We start from the raw sequence: 16,525 nt of genomic DNA, 5'->3' as shown, positions 1-16,525 counted from the left end.
TCCTTCTCGTCGTCGGTTGCAAGGGATGGGGATCGTTTTAATCTGACGCCAACCAGAAGAAGGGGAGTGCAGCTGTGCAGATCGGTGTGTTGTATCCGCAGATGCAGGCCGGAGGAGACCCGTCCCATGCTGCTCGTTTCGCAAAAGCGGTGGAGCACTTGGGGTTCGACTACCTCCTGGTCACCGACCACCCGCTCGGTGCGGCACACGTCGACCGAGATCCGCCGCTGGAGGGCGACACCGACGAGAACAACACCTTCCACGATCCGTTCGTCCTGTTGGGTTATCTGGCCGGCGTCACCCGACGCATCGAGTTCGCCACAGGCGTTCTCGTGCTGCCGCAGCGTCAGACCGCGCTAGTGGCACGGCAGGCCGCCGACGTGGACCTGTTCTCCGGCGAGCGGCTGCGTCTCGGTGTGGGTGTCGGCTGGAATTACGTGGAGTTCCAGGGCCTCGGCGAGGATTTCAAGACCCGCGGTGCACGTCAAGAAGAGCAAATCGAACTGATGCGGACGTTGTGGTCCGAACCGGTGGTGGATTTCACCGGGCGTTTTCACCGGATCGACCGCGCCGGCATCAATCCTCGGCCCAAGCGCTCCATCCCGATCTGGTCGGGCGGATTCGGTGAACGCGCGTGGGACCGCGCCGCGCGGCTGTCCGATGGGTTCATCTTCTGGGGATACGGCGGTGTCGACGAGGCGGTGAAGACGATCGCAGACATCCGTGAACGAGTCACGTCCTACGGACGCTCGGCCGCGGACTTCGGCGGCGAGTACACGTCTCTGAAAAATCTGTCCGACAACCTTATCGATGAGTGCAATGGTTGGCGCGAGGGCGGCGGAACCCACTTCGCGGTAAGCACCCTCGACTTCGGGTTCGACAAAGACATCGATGCTCACATCGAGTACATCACCAAGGTCGCCAAGGGGTTGGGCGTGTCCTGACGGACAGCTGGGAAGTGACCCGGGATGTGTGACGTCCTTGCAGCTTTCCTCAAGTTCGCACCCGCCGATTTCTCTGTCCGGCGATAGTGCCCGGGGTCACCCCGGAAATAGCCTGATGATCATGACAACACTTCTGGCCAGTGCAAGCGATGTGAACCTCGACCTCGTCGACTACGACTCGGGGAACGGCATCCCGACGGTCAAGGTCGGGATCCAGGACATCGAGACGGTAAACAGCACCACCGTCGGTGTGTGGGAGGTCCATCCCGGAGTGCTGGTGGGAACACCGGACACCGAAGAGGTCTTCATCGTGCTTTCCGGTGACGCCACGATCACCTCCGAAGGTGATGCCGAGCCGATCGTCGTCGGCCCCGGTTCCATCGTTCGGCTCGTCGTCGGCCAGGAAACCCGCTGGGACGTGCGCGAGACTGTTCGTAAGTTCTGGGTGCACGCCTGAGCTGAGGATGCCGCCGCCGACCGTCGTCCGGCGGCGGCATCTGCGCCTTGCCCGCGGCTGTCTGTCGGTGGTCAGCCCGGGCCCGGTTCGATCGTCCACCCCGAATACGGCGTCCCTAGGAGAAACAATGCGTTTGAACGAGCTTCCCGGTACCTCGTATCGGGACCCGGCCGAAATCGATGTCCAGCTCGACCTCATCTACCACATGTGGGACCTCCCGCAGTACCTCGACTACTGGCAGCACGAAAGCGCGCTCGCCACCGAGGAATTCAAGCCGATCGAAGACATTCGCGTGGGCACACTCGATGAGGAGCGCATCGACGTGTTCAAGGCGAAGAAGCCAAACGCGCCGATCGTCATCTTCATCCACGGCGGCTGGTGGATGATGTGTACCCGCAAGTTCTTCCACTGCGTGGCACGGGGATTCTACGAGCGCGGATACACCGTCATCATGAGCGACTACGCTCTGACACCCAAGGTGGGTATCCCCAGCATTACCAATGCGACTCGGGCAGCGGTCATCTGGGCGTACGAGAACGCCGAGAGCATCAACGGCGACAAGAACCGAATCTTCGTCACCGGACACTCCGCCGGCGGACACCAGACCGGCATGATCGCCGTCACCGACTGGTCGCACTTCGGCGTTCCCCAGGACGTCGTCAAGGGTGTGGCACCGATCAGTGGTGTGTTCGATCTGCGTCCGTTCCAGTACAGCTGGTTGCAGGACAGGCTTCAACTGTCGACGGAATCGGCATTGCTGGAGAGCCCGCAGTTCCACATCCGTGACAACATGCCGCCGCACTTCGTGGTTTTCGGCGATGAAGAGTCCGTAGAGTTCCACACCCAGTCGGAGAACTACCACAAGGCTCTGCTCAACGCCGGGCACGCATCGGAGCTTCTCGCGGTTCCTCACAACGACCACCAAACCGTGCTGCAGACTCTGCTCGACGCCGAGTCGGAGATGACTCAGAAGTTCGACGACTTCTTCCGCGGCTGCTGAGCGACAACTTCGATCCGGAGGACACTCATGGGTAAGACTTCAGTTTTCATCGACGGCGGCCGGTTCTACGACGCCATCCACGCGCGTGCCTGCTCCGTCGACATCGACTACGCCGAATTGATGCGCACGGTCGCCGGTGAGGTTGAACTGGCCAACCTCAACTTTTACTTGAATCCCATTCTCGCCGAGGTGTATCCGGCCCGGACTCGGCACCACCAGGCCGTCCTCGACATGGTGGCAGGGCAGGGATTCACCGTGAAGACGGGCCGCACCGAGGTTGTCTACTCGGCCTACATCGATCGCGGCATCGAGGGCTGGCTGGCCGCCGACATCGTTCGGGAGGCAGCTGTCGCCGATGTGGACACCATCCTCGTCGTGAGCCAGCGTCCTGAGCTGGTTCCGGCTGTGCAGGCGGCACGCGAACTCGGCAAGCGCGTTGAGGTGGCGTTCTTCACCAACAAGTTCGATCCGACCCCGACCGAACTCTCCGATGCGGCAGACGAATTCAAAGAGATCACCGTGCACGACATCCTGCGGGCACCGTGGATCGGACCCGCCCCGCACCGGGTACGGGCCGCCCTGCGCCCGAGCGCCTGACGCCTAGAGAACGGAATTGACTGCCATGAAGTGGAGCATCATCCAGGAGGCTGACCGCAGCTCCAGCACCAACGAGGAGCGCTACCACGAGGTGCTCGAGGAAGTCGCCCTCGCGGACAGACTCGGGTTCCACGCCTACGGTTGTTCGGAGCAGCATTTCTTCGCACCGAAGTTCACCGTGTCGGCGCCGGAGGTGCTCTACGGGGCCATCGCCATGAAGACCGAGCGCATCATCATCCGGCCGATGATCGCGGTACCGATGACCTGGCACCATCCGATCCTGATCGCCGAACGCCTCGCGACAGTGGACATGCTGAGCCATGGCCGCACCGAGTTCGCCAGCGGGCGCGGGGTCAATGTGAACACCCTCAACGTGTTCGGCGTCGACCCCGAGGCGACCCGGGAGATCTACGCCGAGGCGGCGGACGCGCTCGAAGCCATCTTCAGCAATCCCGACGAAGCCGAGCACCACGGCAAGTACTGGGACTTCCCGAAGACCCAGGTGATCCCCCAACTCAAAGACCAGCGATACCCACGGATGTCGATGGCGGCGAGCAGCCTGGGGTCTCACCAGATCGCCGGTGAGCGCGGCTACGGTGTCATCGCCTTCGAGAACTTCTTCGGTTTCGACTTCCTGCAGGAGAGCATCGACACCTACAAGAAGTCGCTCGCGCAGACGACGGTGGCCCCGGAGCGGGTCAACGACTGGGTCGGCGTGTGTGTGGGTGCGGCGTTCTGCGGTGCGACCACCGAACGCGCCCGGGAGCAGTCCGGCCAAGAGGTGCTCGACTACTTCGAGATGGCGGTGGGTGTCTTCCGGGACGCGCAGGACAGCCCGGCGTTCAAGCACCTGAACATCGCCGGACTGCTGGGCCGGGTCGGTGACCTGGACTGGTTGGTGGACAACACCTCCGGCGTCATGCTCGGCGATCCCGAGTACTTCATCCGGCGAGCCGAGAAGCTGGCGAAGATGGGTGTCGACGAGATCGTCCTGCGGATCGACGGGATTCCGCACGAGGATGTCATGGAGTCCATCGAGATCATCGGTCGAGAGGTCATCCCCGCAACGTTGTAGCGGTCAGCGCACGATCATGATGACCGCGCATGTCGTGCGGGAAGAGGAGCCTCACATGTTGGAGACCCGTTTCACCCGAGAGTTCGGTATCGAGCATCCGGTGGTCTGTGGGGGTATGACCGGCGTCGGCACCGCGCCGCTCATCGGTGCGGTCGCGCAGGCCGGCGCCCTCGGCTTCCTGACCGCACTGACCCAACCCACACCGGAGGCGCTGACCGCCGAGATCGCCCGGGTCCGCGACCTGACGGAAAAGCCGTTCGGCGTCAACCTGACCATCCTGCCCACCGTCAAGCCGGTGCCCTACGACGAGTATGTCGCGGCGATCATCGAGGCGGGCGTGCGCATCGTCGAGACCGCGGGCGCCAACCCCGCACCGTATATGCCTGCGTTCAAGGCAGCCGGCGTCAAGGTCGTCCATAAGGCGGTCGCCGTCCGGCATGCGCTCAAGGCTCAGTCACTGGGGGTCGACGCGGTCAGCATCGACGGTTTCGAGTGTGCGGGTCACCCGGGGGAAGAGGACATCCCGGGCCTGATCCTCATCGCGGCGGCGGCCGCCAAGTTGGATTGTGTGCTGATCGCCTCCGGCGGCATCGCCGACGGGCGCGGTCTCGCCGCAGCGCTGGCACTCGGTGCAGACGCGGTGAACATGGGTACGCGGTTCGTCGCCACCGCCGAAGCGCCGGTGCACCAGAGTGTCAAGGATCAGATCGTGGCCAACGACGAACGCGCCACCCAACTGATCTTCCGGGAGTTCCGCAACACCGCGCGGGTGGCGCGCAACAAGATCTCGGAGGAGATCGCCGAGATCTCCCGGCGCCCGGGGGCCACGTTCGACGACATTGCCCACCTGGCCTCGGGGGAGCGGGGCCGCCGTGCGGTCCTCGCCGAGGGGGATGTGGACGGTGGGCTGTGGTGGGCCGGACAGTCGCAGGGATTGATCGACTCGGTGCTCTCAGTGCGGGACGTCGTCGACTCGGTGGTCGCCGATGCGCACGAATTGATCGCGAAGAAGCTGCCCGCTCTGATCACGGGCTGAGACGGCGCACCAAAGCGTCGGTTCTAGGGCGCCGCAGGTGGTGTCCACACATCCTTGCGGGCCATGCCCGCTGCCCGGCCCTGTTGCGAGATCACCAGGGCCAGTTTCCTCGACGCTTCATCGATCATCTCGTCACCGAGCATCACCGCGCCGCGGCCGCCCCCTGCCTCCGACGTCGAGTACGCGTACGCATCGAGGATGTTCTCCGCGCGGTCGTAATCGTCCTGGCGGGGGCTGAAGATCTCGTTGGCAGCATCGATCTGAGCGGGATGTAGAACCCACTTCCCGTCGAAACCGAGCGCGGCAGTGCGGTTTGCGAGGCGGCGATAGCCGTCGTCGTCGTGAATCTGGACATACGGTCCGTCGATGGCCTGCAGTCCGTTGGCGCGTGCCGCCATCAGGATCTGCATCAACGGGTAATGAAACGCGTCGGCGATGTCATAGCCGGGTGGTTGTTCACCGATGGTGAGTCCGCGCATCCGGGAACTCGCCATGAAGTCTCCCGGGCCGAAGATGATGGTTTCCAATCGGTTTGAGGAGGCGGCGATGTCGCGAACGTTCACGAGGCCCGTCGGGTCCTCGATCTGCGCTTCGATGCCCACACGTCCGACCTCGAGACCGACGGAGAGTTCGATCTGGGTGAGCGGTGGTGTCCAACCACGCGACCTGTGCCGCGGACTGCACCTTCGGCAGCATCACGCAGTCGAGGTTCGTACCGGCCGTCTCGACGACCTCGATGACATCGCGGTATGCCCACTGGGTCGTCGCATCGTTGATACGTACCGTGCGGATCTTGTCCCCCCACCCGCCTGCGTTGAGCGCTGCCGCAACAGTCGCCCGGGCGCTGGCTTTCGCGGACGGAGCACACGCATCTTCCAGGTCGAGAAAGACGTGATCCACGGGGAGATCGCGAGCCTTCGCGATCATCTTCTCGCTGGATCCCGGGACGGCGAGGCACGATCGGCGTGGGCGTGACTGGACATCGCGCATTAGGATCCTGGATCTCCTTCAACCGTGGGCCGCCGCTCACATCAGATGCCGACGAGCCTAACATACCGACTGGTTTGTTTCCGTTGGCACGGTTCAGTGACCGGGCTCGTGGCCGACGCTGACCAGCGGGAATTTCCCGCTGCGTCCTCACCGGGGTACCAGGCGGGGTCTGACGGCCCTATCGGGAAACCGGTCGGTTTGTACGGTACGGTAGCGCGAACATGTGTCGGAGGTAACAAGGAGCGGGTATGGCAACGACCCTCGCAAGGTTTGACGGCGACGGCGCTGCTCATCCCGAATTCGGCGATCACTTCTCCGCATTCGAAGCTGATCTTCCACGTCGGATCGCCGCGATCTCGCGGAGCGTAGGCGACGGTCAGGACTTGTCCGCCACCCTGACCGCCGCAGCTCGGGCGGTGGTCGAGACATCGCGCTGGCCGATGTGTGGTGTGGAGTTGTTCAGCCTCGACGGCCACGATCTACTGGATTGGTCCTCTGTGGGCTTTGCGCCGGGCGCGTTGGAGGTCTTCGAGCAGTGGCCGGTCGAAGGTAATCCCTCTGTTGCAGCCGCCCGGCAGGCCCGCGTCATCGCGGTGCCTGACGTTTCGAGAGCCGACGAGTTTCCCTATACCCGTCGGGAGGCGATTCGGACCGGTTTCCGTTCTGCGATCTATGTCCCGGTTCGGCTGCCGCAATGTTGGGCAGTGGTGGCATTCTGCCGACCCGACGTCCATACCTTCAGCGATGACGAACTCGACGTGGCAACGTCCATGGCTTCATCGGTGTCAGTGGCCGTGGCGTCGGCCTTGGCACTGAGCGATGGTCATAGCGAGAACGCCGGATCAGCTTCGCAGCGTCATGCGGCTCTGCACGATCGACTGCTTCGTCTTCAGGTGGGCGGAGCATCGGTGGCTGACGTCTGTCGGGGCGTCGCTGATGCGTTGCGTGCTCCGGTGTTGCTGGTGGACCGGTTCGCGCGGCCGCTCGTTACCGCTGGGCCGGCCGCCGAGCAACTCGGCGCGTTGGCGCAATGGGTAGCGGCCACGAAGCCGACGTTTGCAGACGGCGTAGCGGTGGTTCCGCTGCCGACCGGCGACCTGACGGTGATGGTTCAACACTGCGGCGACGGCGACGACCGGCTGGGAACCCTCTTGGTGTTGGTGCCGCCGCGGCGCGACGCCGACCCGGCGCTGTCCACCTTGATCATTCGGGGTGCCGAGCACGCGCGGCTCGCGCTCATCCGACAGCGGATGGCTGTCGAATCCGAGGTGCGGATGCGCCAGGAGTTCGGTGAGGCGCTCGGATCGATGGCCGTCACCGGTCTGGGACTGACCCAACTGGCCGCGGTCATCGGAATCGATGTCGACGCGACTCACGAGGTCATGCGCGTGCATCCAGAAGGCCTTGGAAGGCCGTTGTCCGCGCACGAGGCATTCGATGTGGCCGAGATCCTGACCAAGCGGCTCGCGAGCATCGGCGTCACGGCCGTGGTGTCGCCGGTTGGCGGGGTCGACTTCGTACTGGTCCTCCGAGACCAACCTCAGCACCGTGGTGCCACGACGCCGGCGCGGGTTGTGCGGTCGACCCTCCGAGATGCGCTGCAGTCATTGCGTCCCGCCGGTAGGGGCGCTCGTGAGATCGCGATCGGGATCGGGATGGGGAACGCCGGAACCGGCGCCGACGGGCTGGACCGTTCTCACCGGGAAGCCAAGCGCGCCTTGGAAGTCGCCATCATGATGGACGGCGCCGACGCCGAGCGACACATCGCCGATGTCGGAAGTTACGCCGTCCTGGCGGCCAACTCCGCGGTGAGCGCGACGGACCAAAGCCTGTTCGTACGCCGCTATCTCGAGCCGCTGATGGAATACGACCAGGTGCACAACGCCGGATACGTGCAGACATTGCGAACGTACTTCGAAACCGTCGGAAACGTGCAGCGCACCGCGGACAAGCTGTTCCTGCACCTGTCGACAGTTCGGTACCGTCTCAAGCGGATTGAGGAGATTGCACAGGTCGACCTCCGCGAGGAGGAGGACCGGTTGTGCATGCAGTTGGCTCTCCGTCTGGCACGGTTCGACGACGAAGCCGACGGCGCCGTCTGACTCCTGCGCTTTCTGGCTTACCGCGGTGTTCTCGCTTTACCGCGACGTCCTAGCTCTCCGCGACGTCTCAGCTCTCCGAGATGTCGAGGAAAGCCGAATTCAGCAGACCACCGACCGGGCGGAACTCCGTGAGCATCCAGTTGCCGAGGTCCGGATCGGTGTTCGGATCGTTCTTGAAGAGTTCGAGCGCTGCTTCGCGCGACGGCGCCTTGACGACGATTTCGCCACCGGGAGCGTCGTCCTCGCCGCGAACCGTTCCGAGCACAACGAGGTTGCGGGACACCAGGTCTCCGAAGAAGGCGATGTGCTGATCGGCGACCGCTTCACGTTTCTGCCGGGCTTCTTCGTTGTCGTGGTAGTTGTACAAGCCGGTGTACAGCGGCATGCTGTTTCTCTCCCGTCCTGGCCGAATCGCGACGGCCGCCGCGGACATGACCGCTTGGTCCGTCTGTGGTGACGCTATGGCTTGGTTTCGGCGTTGTCTCCGTACGCATGCCGAAAATGTGCACGCCTTCTTGCTTCGGTTCTGGAGGTGACTTCCGGGCACGCTTTCTGCGGCAGTAGTGGCGGTCGCCGCACTCCTTGGACTCCCGGTATCAGTGGCCTAAGCTCCTGACGCAGTTGACCTTCCGGATATGGGGTGGGACGGTCAGCGATTCGGCGTGGCATTGCAGTCAGGGCGGTCGGGGCCGTCAGGGCCGTCCAGGTGCCGACGGCCAGCGGTCTGCAACGACGTCGATCCACGAAAGAAAGAGGTACCAAAATGGCCGGGGCGCGGATAGGTGTCATCGGTGCAGGCATCGTCGGGCTGACGGTGGCGCGGCAACTCCAGCGGACGATGGGTGCCGAAGTGACCGTCATCGAGAAAGAGACGACTGTCGCAGCGCACCAGACCGGGCACAACAGCAACGTCGTGCACTCAGGGGTCTACTATCCGCCGGGATCTCTCAAGGCGACCCTTTGCCGCCGCGGGGTAGGCCTGTTGCGCCAATACTGCGTCGAACGTGGGCTGGCGTACGAGGAGGTCGGTAAGGTCATCGTCGCCGTCGAGCAGGACGAGATGCCCCGGCTGACCGATCTGGCCGTACGTGCGGAGGCCAACGGCATACCGAACACCCGTGTGATCGATCGAGCCGAGCTTCGCGAGCGTGAACCTCACGTCGATGGACTGTCCGCGTTGCTCATCCCGAGCACAGCGGTGGTCGATTACCCGGCGATCGCGGAGGCGCTTGCCACCGACGTCCTCGAGGCAGAGGGAAAGGTGCTCCTTGGTCGCCGTGTTGTGGGCATCGAGGGTGACGATTCCGCAGTCGTGGTTGTCACCGATGTGGAGGAGTTCGTCTTCGACCATGTCGTCGTATGTGCCGGCCTGCAATCCTCGACCATCGCCGAACTCGCCGGCGCGCCCAGAGAGCCGGAGATCGTCCCGTTCCGTGGTGAGTACTACGAGCTGGTGCGCTCCCGTTCGGATCTGGTGAAAGGACTGGTGTATCCGGTGCCTGACCCGCGATACCCGTTCCTTGGCGTGCACTTCACTCGCGGCGTCGACGGCCATGTACACGTGGGACCGAACGCGGTGCTGGCGTTGTCGCAAGAGGGCTATCGCTGGCGGGACGTCAGCGCGAACCAGGTGTGGCGGTCGATCAGCTATCCAGGGATGCTGAGGCTCGCGAGGCGGAACCTCCGCATGGGTGTCAGCGAGATGATGGGATCGGCCAGCAAGTCGGTGTTCCTGCGCCGTGCTCGTGCCTATATCCCGGAGCTGGAGTCGGCGGACCTTGTGCGCGCGGGGGCCGGGGTGCGGGCGCAGGCGCTGCAACGGGATGGAAATCTGGTGGACGACTTCGTCATTCACCATCAACCTCGGGTCACCTTTGTGCGCAATGCGCCTTCGCCGGCGGCGACCGCATCGCTGGCGATCGCCGAGCACATCGTCGCGGAACTCGCGGACGTCCTCGGCGCGTAGTGCACACAAGAGTGGTGCTGGCATTCTCGCGTGTGGGCCTGGCCTGAACCCGGTTCGTTGAGCTCATGGAAATCCGCGAACGCTGTTTGACCATTCGAATGTAGCCGCGATGCAGGCCTGTCAATAGCGTTGGACAGCAGGGCTATGACCCTTGCCGGTCTCGTGCGGAAAGAAGGGGTGTGACCCATGGTGCAGATGGCGTCGCCAAGCGAACGACGCGCGGCGTTGGAAGACCGCTTTCCCACCTGGGAACCGCGGCCCATGCACAAATGGCTCGACCGTATCGCCGAAGAGTTTCCCGAGCGGGAGTTCGTGGTGACCGACGAGCACAGTTACACCTACCGCGAGATCCAGGAGTGGTCTAGAGACCTGGCTGCCGGTCTTGCCAGCCGGGGCATCTCCAAAGGCGACCACGTCGCCGTCGTGATGGGCAACTGCCCCGAGTACGTGGCACTGAAGTTCGGTATCAGCGCACTCGGAGCGGTGATCGTGCCGATCAACACGATGTACCAATGCGATGAGCTGCTGTTCGTCCTCAGGGATTCAGAGGCCTCCGCCCTGATCACGATGACGGGCTTTCGGAACCAGAATTTCCTGGACATGCTGGATGAGATATGCCCGGGTTGGGACGACGGCGCCGGACTCGCCGGGCTGCCCCATCTCGAATTCACCGCTCAGTTCGAGGCAGCGGTGCCGGCTCGTCGAAATGTGCCGACGCTCGCCGATGTCGCGGGCTGGGGCCGGATGACGACCATGCCGGAAGTCGACGTCGAAGCCGGCGACCTGAGCGCGATTTTCTACACATCCGGAACCACGGGTTCGCCGAAGGGCGTCATGTGGCAGCACGATGCCGAAGCCCGCGTGGCCTATGGCAGCGCATACACCCGTGCGTTCGCCGACGGCTGGCGCGTGCAGTCGTCCCTGCCGCTGTTCCACGTTTTCGCCAACAACGAGGTGATGAACGCGGCGATGTTTGCTGGAGCGGTCTTCATTCCGCGACCGAGCTTTGATGTCGAGGACTACGTATCCGCGATCGTGCGACACCGGCCGACAGAGATCGTCTGTGTGCCGACGATGGTGGTGGCCCTCTGTGAATCCGAGGTGGCGATCTCGGCCGATACCGACTCCCTGGTCGCGCTGATGTGTGCCGGTGCGCCGGCGCCGGCGTGGTTGTGGGAGCGCGCAATCGAGATATTCGGTGTTGAGCAACTGACGACAGCCTTCGGCATGACCGAGACCGGAGGAGGGCCGGTCATGTCGAGACCGGAAAGGGATGTCGAGCACGTCGCGACGACCGTCGGACAGCCGAAGTGCGGAGGAGTGGCGGCATTGCCCGGAATGAACGGGCTACTCTCCGAAACCCGAACGGTGGATCCCGTCACAGGCGAGCCACTTCCGGAAGGCGCTGAGGGAGAACTGATCTCCCGCGGACCGACGAACGCCATCGGATACTGGAAGCGGCCGGAAGCAACCGCTGAGACGTTTCGGGACGGCTGGGTCTACACAGGTGATCTCGGCAAGGTGCTCCCCGATGGTTCCATCGTGCTGACTGGACGCAAGAAGGAAATGATCCGTTCGGGCGGTGAGAATTTCGCTCCCAAAGAGGTCGAGGAACTCCTGTCGCGGCATCCGGCGGTCAGCCAAGCATTCATGGTCGGGATACCCGATGTGAAGTGGGGCGAGATCGGTTGCGTCTGGGTCGTCACGGAGGCCCATGCAGAGGTGACGGCCGAGGAGCTCATCGAGTTCTGTCGAGGCAAACTGGCATCGTTCAAACGTCCTCGTCATGTGCTGTTCATATCGGCCGAAGATCTACCGAAGACGCCGACGGGCAAGGTGCAGAAGTTCGTGCTGGTCGACATGGCCGTCGAGAAACTCAATGTTGCGCAAGCACACTGAGCGACTGTCTCCGGGGAACCGTTGTGCCGGAGCTAATATCGAGAAGGTGAGAAAAGGATGAAGGTACGGGTCCCCCACGGTCCGCTTGCCCAGGGGCTGGCACCGCTGGGCGGTGCGGACGGCGATATCAGCGACGGTCTGGTGTTCGCGCCGGCCCCGGTGAACTCGTGGGACGAAGCCGAGAGCGAACTGGTCGACGTCTTCGAGTTGTCGAAGCAGGCGATCCTGGCGCACGCACCGGTGGTGTATCTGGTCGAGACGGCTGCGGTGTTGGGTCGGGCGTCGGTGCTGAACTCTGCGGTTGCGACCGGCCTTGTCGGGGGCGCAAGAATTTTCGCGTTCGAGGGCAAGCGAACCGAGGATTACGCGACCGTCATCTCCTACGACGCGAATCGGCCGGCAAGCACCATCGTCGAGGCTGTGCAATTTCTCATTTCCACCCGCTCAGCGCTCGGCCAGGTGGTCTCGCTGGGCACCGAGCACGTAGGGGCGATGCTTCCATGAAACTGGCTGTCATTACCGGAGGGGCCCGGGGCATCGGTCGTTCGATCGCCGATGTGCTGGATGCCGAAGGCTACAAGCTGCTACTGGTGGACGTCAGCGACGCCGTCGAGGAGGCTGCCGCCGAGCTCGGTGCACTCGCCGTTCGCGCGGATATTTCCACCCCCGAGGGGGTCAACGCCATCGTCTCGGCCGCCGAAGAGTCGGGCGCCGAGCCGGCGCTGTTGGTCAACAACGCCGGCATCACGCGAGATGCGCTGCTGCGCAAGATGGATGAGGCGGCTTTTCGCGCCGTCGTCCGGATCAATCTCGGCGGGACCATCGCGCTCACCGAAGCGCTGGCGCCCAAGATGTGTGAGGGCAGCGCTGTAGTGAACATCAGCTCACGTGCCCAGCTCGGCAATGTGGGGCAGTTCAACTACGGCATCGCCAAGGCCGGACTGATCGGTGCGACACGGGCGATGGCGTTGTCGTTGGCGCCGCGCACCCGGGTCAACGCGGTCGCGCCCGGCTTCACCGAGTCGGAGATGACGCTGGCCATGCCGGAGGCGGTCCGCGAGCGCGTCATCAGTTCGATACCGGTCGGTCGCGCCGGTAAGCCGGTGGACATCGCCAACGCGGTGGCGTGGCTGGGATCCGATCGGGCCGGATACATCAACGGCCAGATCCTCTACGCCTGCGGCGGCCGGACCTTCTGATTCGCCGGCGGCCATCGGCGGGATGGGCTTTTGTCGACTTCGGTGAAGCCGCCCAGGGCATTTCACCCGCTTCGGGTGTAGCCGCCGACTCGGGGAGATTCCTACGCTGAGAATTCCATCGTGAAGGAAAGGGCCAACCGTTGTGGCGCTGACGATCTGGACGTTCTTACCGGGGGAGCAGGTGGTTACGGCTGCCGATCTCCGACAGGCCACGGAGTCGGTCCTGTCCTGTGCCCCGGCGGGCTCGCGGGTGCAAGCCCGCGGCGTCGACGAACATTTCATGTTGTTCGACGTGGCGGTGGACCCGAGCCGCCCGACATTCGGAGACGAGCTCGGCAATGATCACCCGGCCCGGATCGCCGCCACGATCTGGCTCCGGGACGGTATCGAGGATCCTGAGGTTCGCGCCATGGAGACCCTCGATCGTCTACATGGTCAGAACCCGGGCCCCTTCGCCTCCGCGGTGTGCGACAGCCAGTTTCACCTGGACATCACCGAGTCGACAGGGGAGCCCAACGCACACGTCGTCATCCTACTGACCAAGGCGGCTCACACATCGCGAGACGAAGCGATCTGGCACTACCGCAGCCATCACGTGCCCATGGCAAAGGCCCTGCAGCCGTTGTACACGCGCTACTCGACCCATCGGACCCTCCATGTTCGCGGGGACTTCCCCGAGGACGGCATCACCGTCCAGGAGTTCCCCTCACGGGATGCGTTGACCCGGCATGTACAGAAGCGATTCGAACCCGACGACGACTCCTTCCAGGATCTCGCGAACTTCCTGTCCAGACTGGACTTCTACTCCGGGCACCACGCCGTTCTGTAGATCGTGCACGAGATCTGCGATTCACCAATGAGATGAGGATGAGTAGGTATGGCAGTCGATTCCATCAATCCTGACGGCCTGAAGCAGCCGACAGGGTTCAGTCAGGTGCGCGTCGGCACGGGTTCGAAGCTCGTTGTCGTGGCCGGTCAGGTGGGCTACGCGCAGGGCACATTCGAGATGCCCGAGAGCTATCGAGACCAGACGCGCCAGACGATCGTCAACGTGGCACACGCGTTGACCACAAGCGGTGCCAAGCTCAGTGATCTTCTGCGACTGACGATCTATGCCGTCGGGCTCGACGCCGAGACCAAGCCGGAGGTCTGGGCCGGCTACCTCGAGGGGATCGAGCAGACCGGGCTGCCCGAAGCCGCGATTGCGCTGATCGGTGTCTCTTCGCTGGCTGGTCCGGAGTACCTCGTCGAGATCGAAGCACTGGCTATCGCCGACTGACGCTTCCCTTTCATGCCGGATCCGGCGGGTGCAGTGATGCGCCCGCCGGATCGTCGCTTCCTTCTAGCCCGGGAGGCTCAGCCGCCGGGCTGTTTGTCGACCCCTCGACCCCGGCGTCGAATCAAGCACGCCGGTAAGGCGTTTGCGACGGCGCCAGCATTTCCCGGCCCATTTCACGCTATCTGTTGACAGGCCCGCCGACCCCTCATAGTGTGTCCTCCACCACATACGGACCGGTACGTATGCGGAGCGATGTGTGACACCGCGGGACGACCCCCAGGATTGCCACGACATTCGAACTGCGGGACCGCCATGGACGGAGACGGTTTCGGAGGACGCTGCGCAACGTCGGCTCGCTTCGCGAGACGGCCGAGCAGCACACCAGTCCGGGTTGGCGACGGCGCCATCCCTCGTGGATCAAGAATCAACAGGAGGAAACTGTGCCCACCACTCGGGCCGGGTGTCGCGATGGCGTCCGGATCAACAGCTCGGCAGGGGCGGTCCGATGAGCCAGCTCATCGAGCAGCGGTCGATCGACCAGATCCCGGCGAACGAGCGTTACGGAAGTGTCCGTCATCAATTCACGCTCTGGTTCGCGAACAACATGCAGGTGTCCAACGTCGCATACGGTGCGGTTCCGATCTTCCTCGGCCTGCCGGTCCACTGGGCGATCATGTCGATCGTCGTCGGCCACGTCATCGGCGGTGCCCTCATGGCACTGCACTCGGCACAGGGGCCGAAACTGGGTATCCCGCAGATGATTCAGAGCCGGGCGCAGTTCGGTTATGTGGGTGCGACCCTGCCCATGGTCGTCGTGTTCATCATGTTCGCCGGTTTCAACGCCGCGTGTCTGGTGCTGACCGGGTACATGCTCAGCAGCCTCCTCGGCGTGAGCGTGGATGTCGGCATCGTCCTGGGCACGGTGGGAATCATCCTGCTCCCCATCTTCGGCTACAAGATCCTGCACGTGTGCCAGAAATGGGTTTCGCTGATCGCCGGCATCGCCTTCGTGGTCATGACCTTCAACCTGTTGCGCAACTACGGCTTCGGTGACACCTCCGCGGGAGAGTTCTCCTGGGGCATGTTCGTGCTCTCGGTCGCGATCATGGTGACCTTCCAGCTCTGCTATGCACCGTACGTCGCCGACTACTCGCGGTACCTGCCCGAAGAGACCTCGGTGAAAAAGACCTTCTGGTTCACCTTCGCCGGCACGGTGACCGCCTGCGTATGGACGTTCTCGTTCGGCGCTATCGCTGCGGCCGCGGCTACCGACGCTTTCGCCGGTGGAAACCCCGACTTCATCGTCGCCCAGGCCGGATTCGCCATTCCGCTGTTCCTGCTGATCATGATCATCAGCAACACGGCCGCGCCCGGGCTCGGTGTCTACGCCTGCTTCATGTCGGCGATCACGGTGGTGACGACATTTGTCAAGGTGCGAATCACTTTCCCGGTCAAGGCCGCTGGCATGACTCTCATTGGTCTCACCGCAATGCTCCTTGCTGTCCTCGGGCGCGAGAACTTCCTGGGCAACGTTACCGCGTTCATTGCGATCCTCGGCTACTTCATGGTCCCGTGGACGGCGATCAATCTCGTGGACTTCTACCTCGTGCGCAAGGAGCGCTACTCGATACCCGACATCTTCGACCCCGTTGGGCGGTACGCCGGAATCGACTGGCGCGCCATGTCGGCCTACCTGATCGCGATTGTGGTGTCGGTACCGTTCATGAGTACGGAGATGTACGTGGGACCGTTCGTCGAGCCCTTGGGCGGCATGGACATCGCCTGGTTGGTGAGCCTGGTGCTCGCCGCCGCCCTGTACCTGTGGAACATGAGCCGCTACCCGGCCCGCCGCGGGTTCATCGCCCGCCTGGGTGACGAACCAGTCCGTAAGGACGGCGACGACTCGGGCGTGGAAAAGGTGGCGGTGACGCCCTGATCGGACGCGGGACGCTCCCGACGCGATGTGCGCGTCGGGGCGCCC

Annotated in this window: 15 protein-coding genes and 1 pseudogene; 14 read left to right on the top strand and 2 right to left on the bottom strand. The window is 63.7% G+C overall.

All coding sequences use genetic code 11. The features are described 5' to 3' along the window. The first annotated feature begins 74 nt into the window (after window positions 1–74). The 6 genes from ACQI46_RS01250 (at window position 75) to ACQI46_RS01225 (ending at window position 5,109) form a co-directional block, all read left to right on the top strand. Window positions 75–944, top strand: coding sequence for an LLM class F420-dependent oxidoreductase (locus ACQI46_RS01250; protein WP_427092123.1), 870 nt, complete (start codon window positions 75–77; stop codon window positions 942–944). A 121-nt stretch (window positions 945–1,065) separates the two neighbouring features. After that, window positions 1,066–1,401 (top strand): cupin domain-containing protein, encoded by a 336-nt coding sequence (locus tag ACQI46_RS01245; protein WP_427092122.1) that lies wholly within the window; start codon window positions 1,066–1,068, stop codon window positions 1,399–1,401. A gap of 127 nt (window positions 1,402–1,528) precedes the next feature. Then, window positions 1,529–2,401, top strand: coding sequence for an alpha/beta hydrolase (locus ACQI46_RS01240; RefSeq protein ID WP_427092121.1), 873 nt, complete (start codon window positions 1,529–1,531; stop codon window positions 2,399–2,401). 27 nt (window positions 2,402–2,428) lie between these two features. Next, window positions 2,429–2,998: an NYN domain-containing protein gene (locus ACQI46_RS01235; protein WP_427092120.1), complete on the top strand. Its 570-nt coding sequence runs from the start codon at window positions 2,429–2,431 to the stop codon at window positions 2,996–2,998. Window positions 2,999–3,023: 25 nt separating this feature from the next. Next, complete coding sequence (locus ACQI46_RS01230; protein ID WP_427092119.1) at window positions 3,024–4,073, top strand: LLM class flavin-dependent oxidoreductase; 1,050 nt, start codon at window positions 3,024–3,026, stop codon at window positions 4,071–4,073. A gap of 55 nt (window positions 4,074–4,128) precedes the next feature. Then, window positions 4,129–5,109: an NAD(P)H-dependent flavin oxidoreductase gene (locus tag ACQI46_RS01225; RefSeq protein ID WP_427092118.1), complete on the top strand. Its 981-nt coding sequence runs from the start codon at window positions 4,129–4,131 to the stop codon at window positions 5,107–5,109. A gap of 23 nt (window positions 5,110–5,132) precedes the next feature. On the opposite strand, the pseudogene ACQI46_RS01220 reads toward ACQI46_RS01225, so the two are convergent. Further along, a pseudogene (locus ACQI46_RS01220) lies at window positions 5,133–6,099 on the bottom strand (HpcH/HpaI aldolase/citrate lyase family protein). A 248-nt stretch (window positions 6,100–6,347) separates the two neighbouring features. Here ACQI46_RS01220 and ACQI46_RS01215 point away from each other — a divergent pair. Next, window positions 6,348–8,201 carry a helix-turn-helix domain-containing protein gene (locus ACQI46_RS01215; protein ID WP_427092117.1) on the top strand — a complete coding sequence of 618 codons (1,854 nt, stop codon included), beginning with the start codon at window positions 6,348–6,350 and terminating at the stop codon, window positions 8,199–8,201. Window positions 8,202–8,268: 67 nt separating this feature from the next. On the opposite strand, the gene ACQI46_RS01210 is transcribed toward ACQI46_RS01215, so the two are convergent. Then, window positions 8,269–8,586, bottom strand: coding sequence for a YciI family protein (locus ACQI46_RS01210; protein WP_427092116.1), 318 nt, complete (start codon window positions 8,584–8,586; stop codon window positions 8,269–8,271). A 378-nt stretch (window positions 8,587–8,964) separates the two neighbouring features. Here ACQI46_RS01210 and lhgO point away from each other — a divergent pair, with 378 nt between their 5' ends. From lhgO to ACQI46_RS01175, 7 genes are all read left to right on the top strand, one after another. After that, on the top strand, window positions 8,965–10,167 hold the full coding sequence (lhgO, locus tag ACQI46_RS01205; RefSeq protein ID WP_427092115.1) for an L-2-hydroxyglutarate oxidase: 1,203 nt from the start codon (window positions 8,965–8,967) through the stop codon (window positions 10,165–10,167). 186 nt (window positions 10,168–10,353) lie between these two features. Next, complete coding sequence (locus ACQI46_RS01200; RefSeq protein ID WP_427092114.1) at window positions 10,354–12,066, top strand: class I adenylate-forming enzyme family protein; 1,713 nt, start codon at window positions 10,354–10,356, stop codon at window positions 12,064–12,066. Window positions 12,067–12,123: 57 nt separating this feature from the next. Further along, on the top strand, window positions 12,124–12,570 hold the full coding sequence (locus ACQI46_RS01195; protein WP_427092113.1) for a hypothetical protein: 447 nt from the start codon (window positions 12,124–12,126) through the stop codon (window positions 12,568–12,570). Further along, entirely contained in the window at window positions 12,567–13,265 is a 699-nt protein-coding gene (locus ACQI46_RS01190) for an SDR family oxidoreductase (RefSeq protein WP_427092112.1), read from the top strand. Before ACQI46_RS01195 ends, ACQI46_RS01190 begins: the two co-directional genes overlap by 4 nt. Before the next feature lie 181 nt (window positions 13,266–13,446). Next, the gene (locus tag ACQI46_RS01185; protein WP_427092111.1) at window positions 13,447–14,094 is read left to right on the top strand and encodes a hypothetical protein; all 648 of its coding nucleotides are present in this window, start codon (window positions 13,447–13,449) and stop codon (window positions 14,092–14,094) included. Between the two features lie 48 nt (window positions 14,095–14,142). After that, entirely contained in the window at window positions 14,143–14,544 is a 402-nt protein-coding gene (locus ACQI46_RS01180) for a RidA family protein (RefSeq protein ID WP_427092110.1), read from the top strand. Between the two features lie 505 nt (window positions 14,545–15,049). Continuing rightward, window positions 15,050–16,480 carry a purine-cytosine permease family protein gene (locus ACQI46_RS01175; protein WP_427092109.1) on the top strand — a complete coding sequence of 477 codons (1,431 nt, stop codon included), beginning with the start codon at window positions 15,050–15,052 and terminating at the stop codon, window positions 16,478–16,480. The last annotated feature ends 45 nt before the right edge of the window (window positions 16,481–16,525 follow it).

It is taken from the genome of Mycobacterium sp. SMC-4, assembly GCF_050205565.1.
In the GTDB taxonomy this organism is placed as follows: domain Bacteria; phylum Actinomycetota; class Actinomycetes; order Mycobacteriales; family Mycobacteriaceae; genus Mycobacterium.
This window is presented reverse-complemented; position numbering and strand designations above follow the sequence as displayed.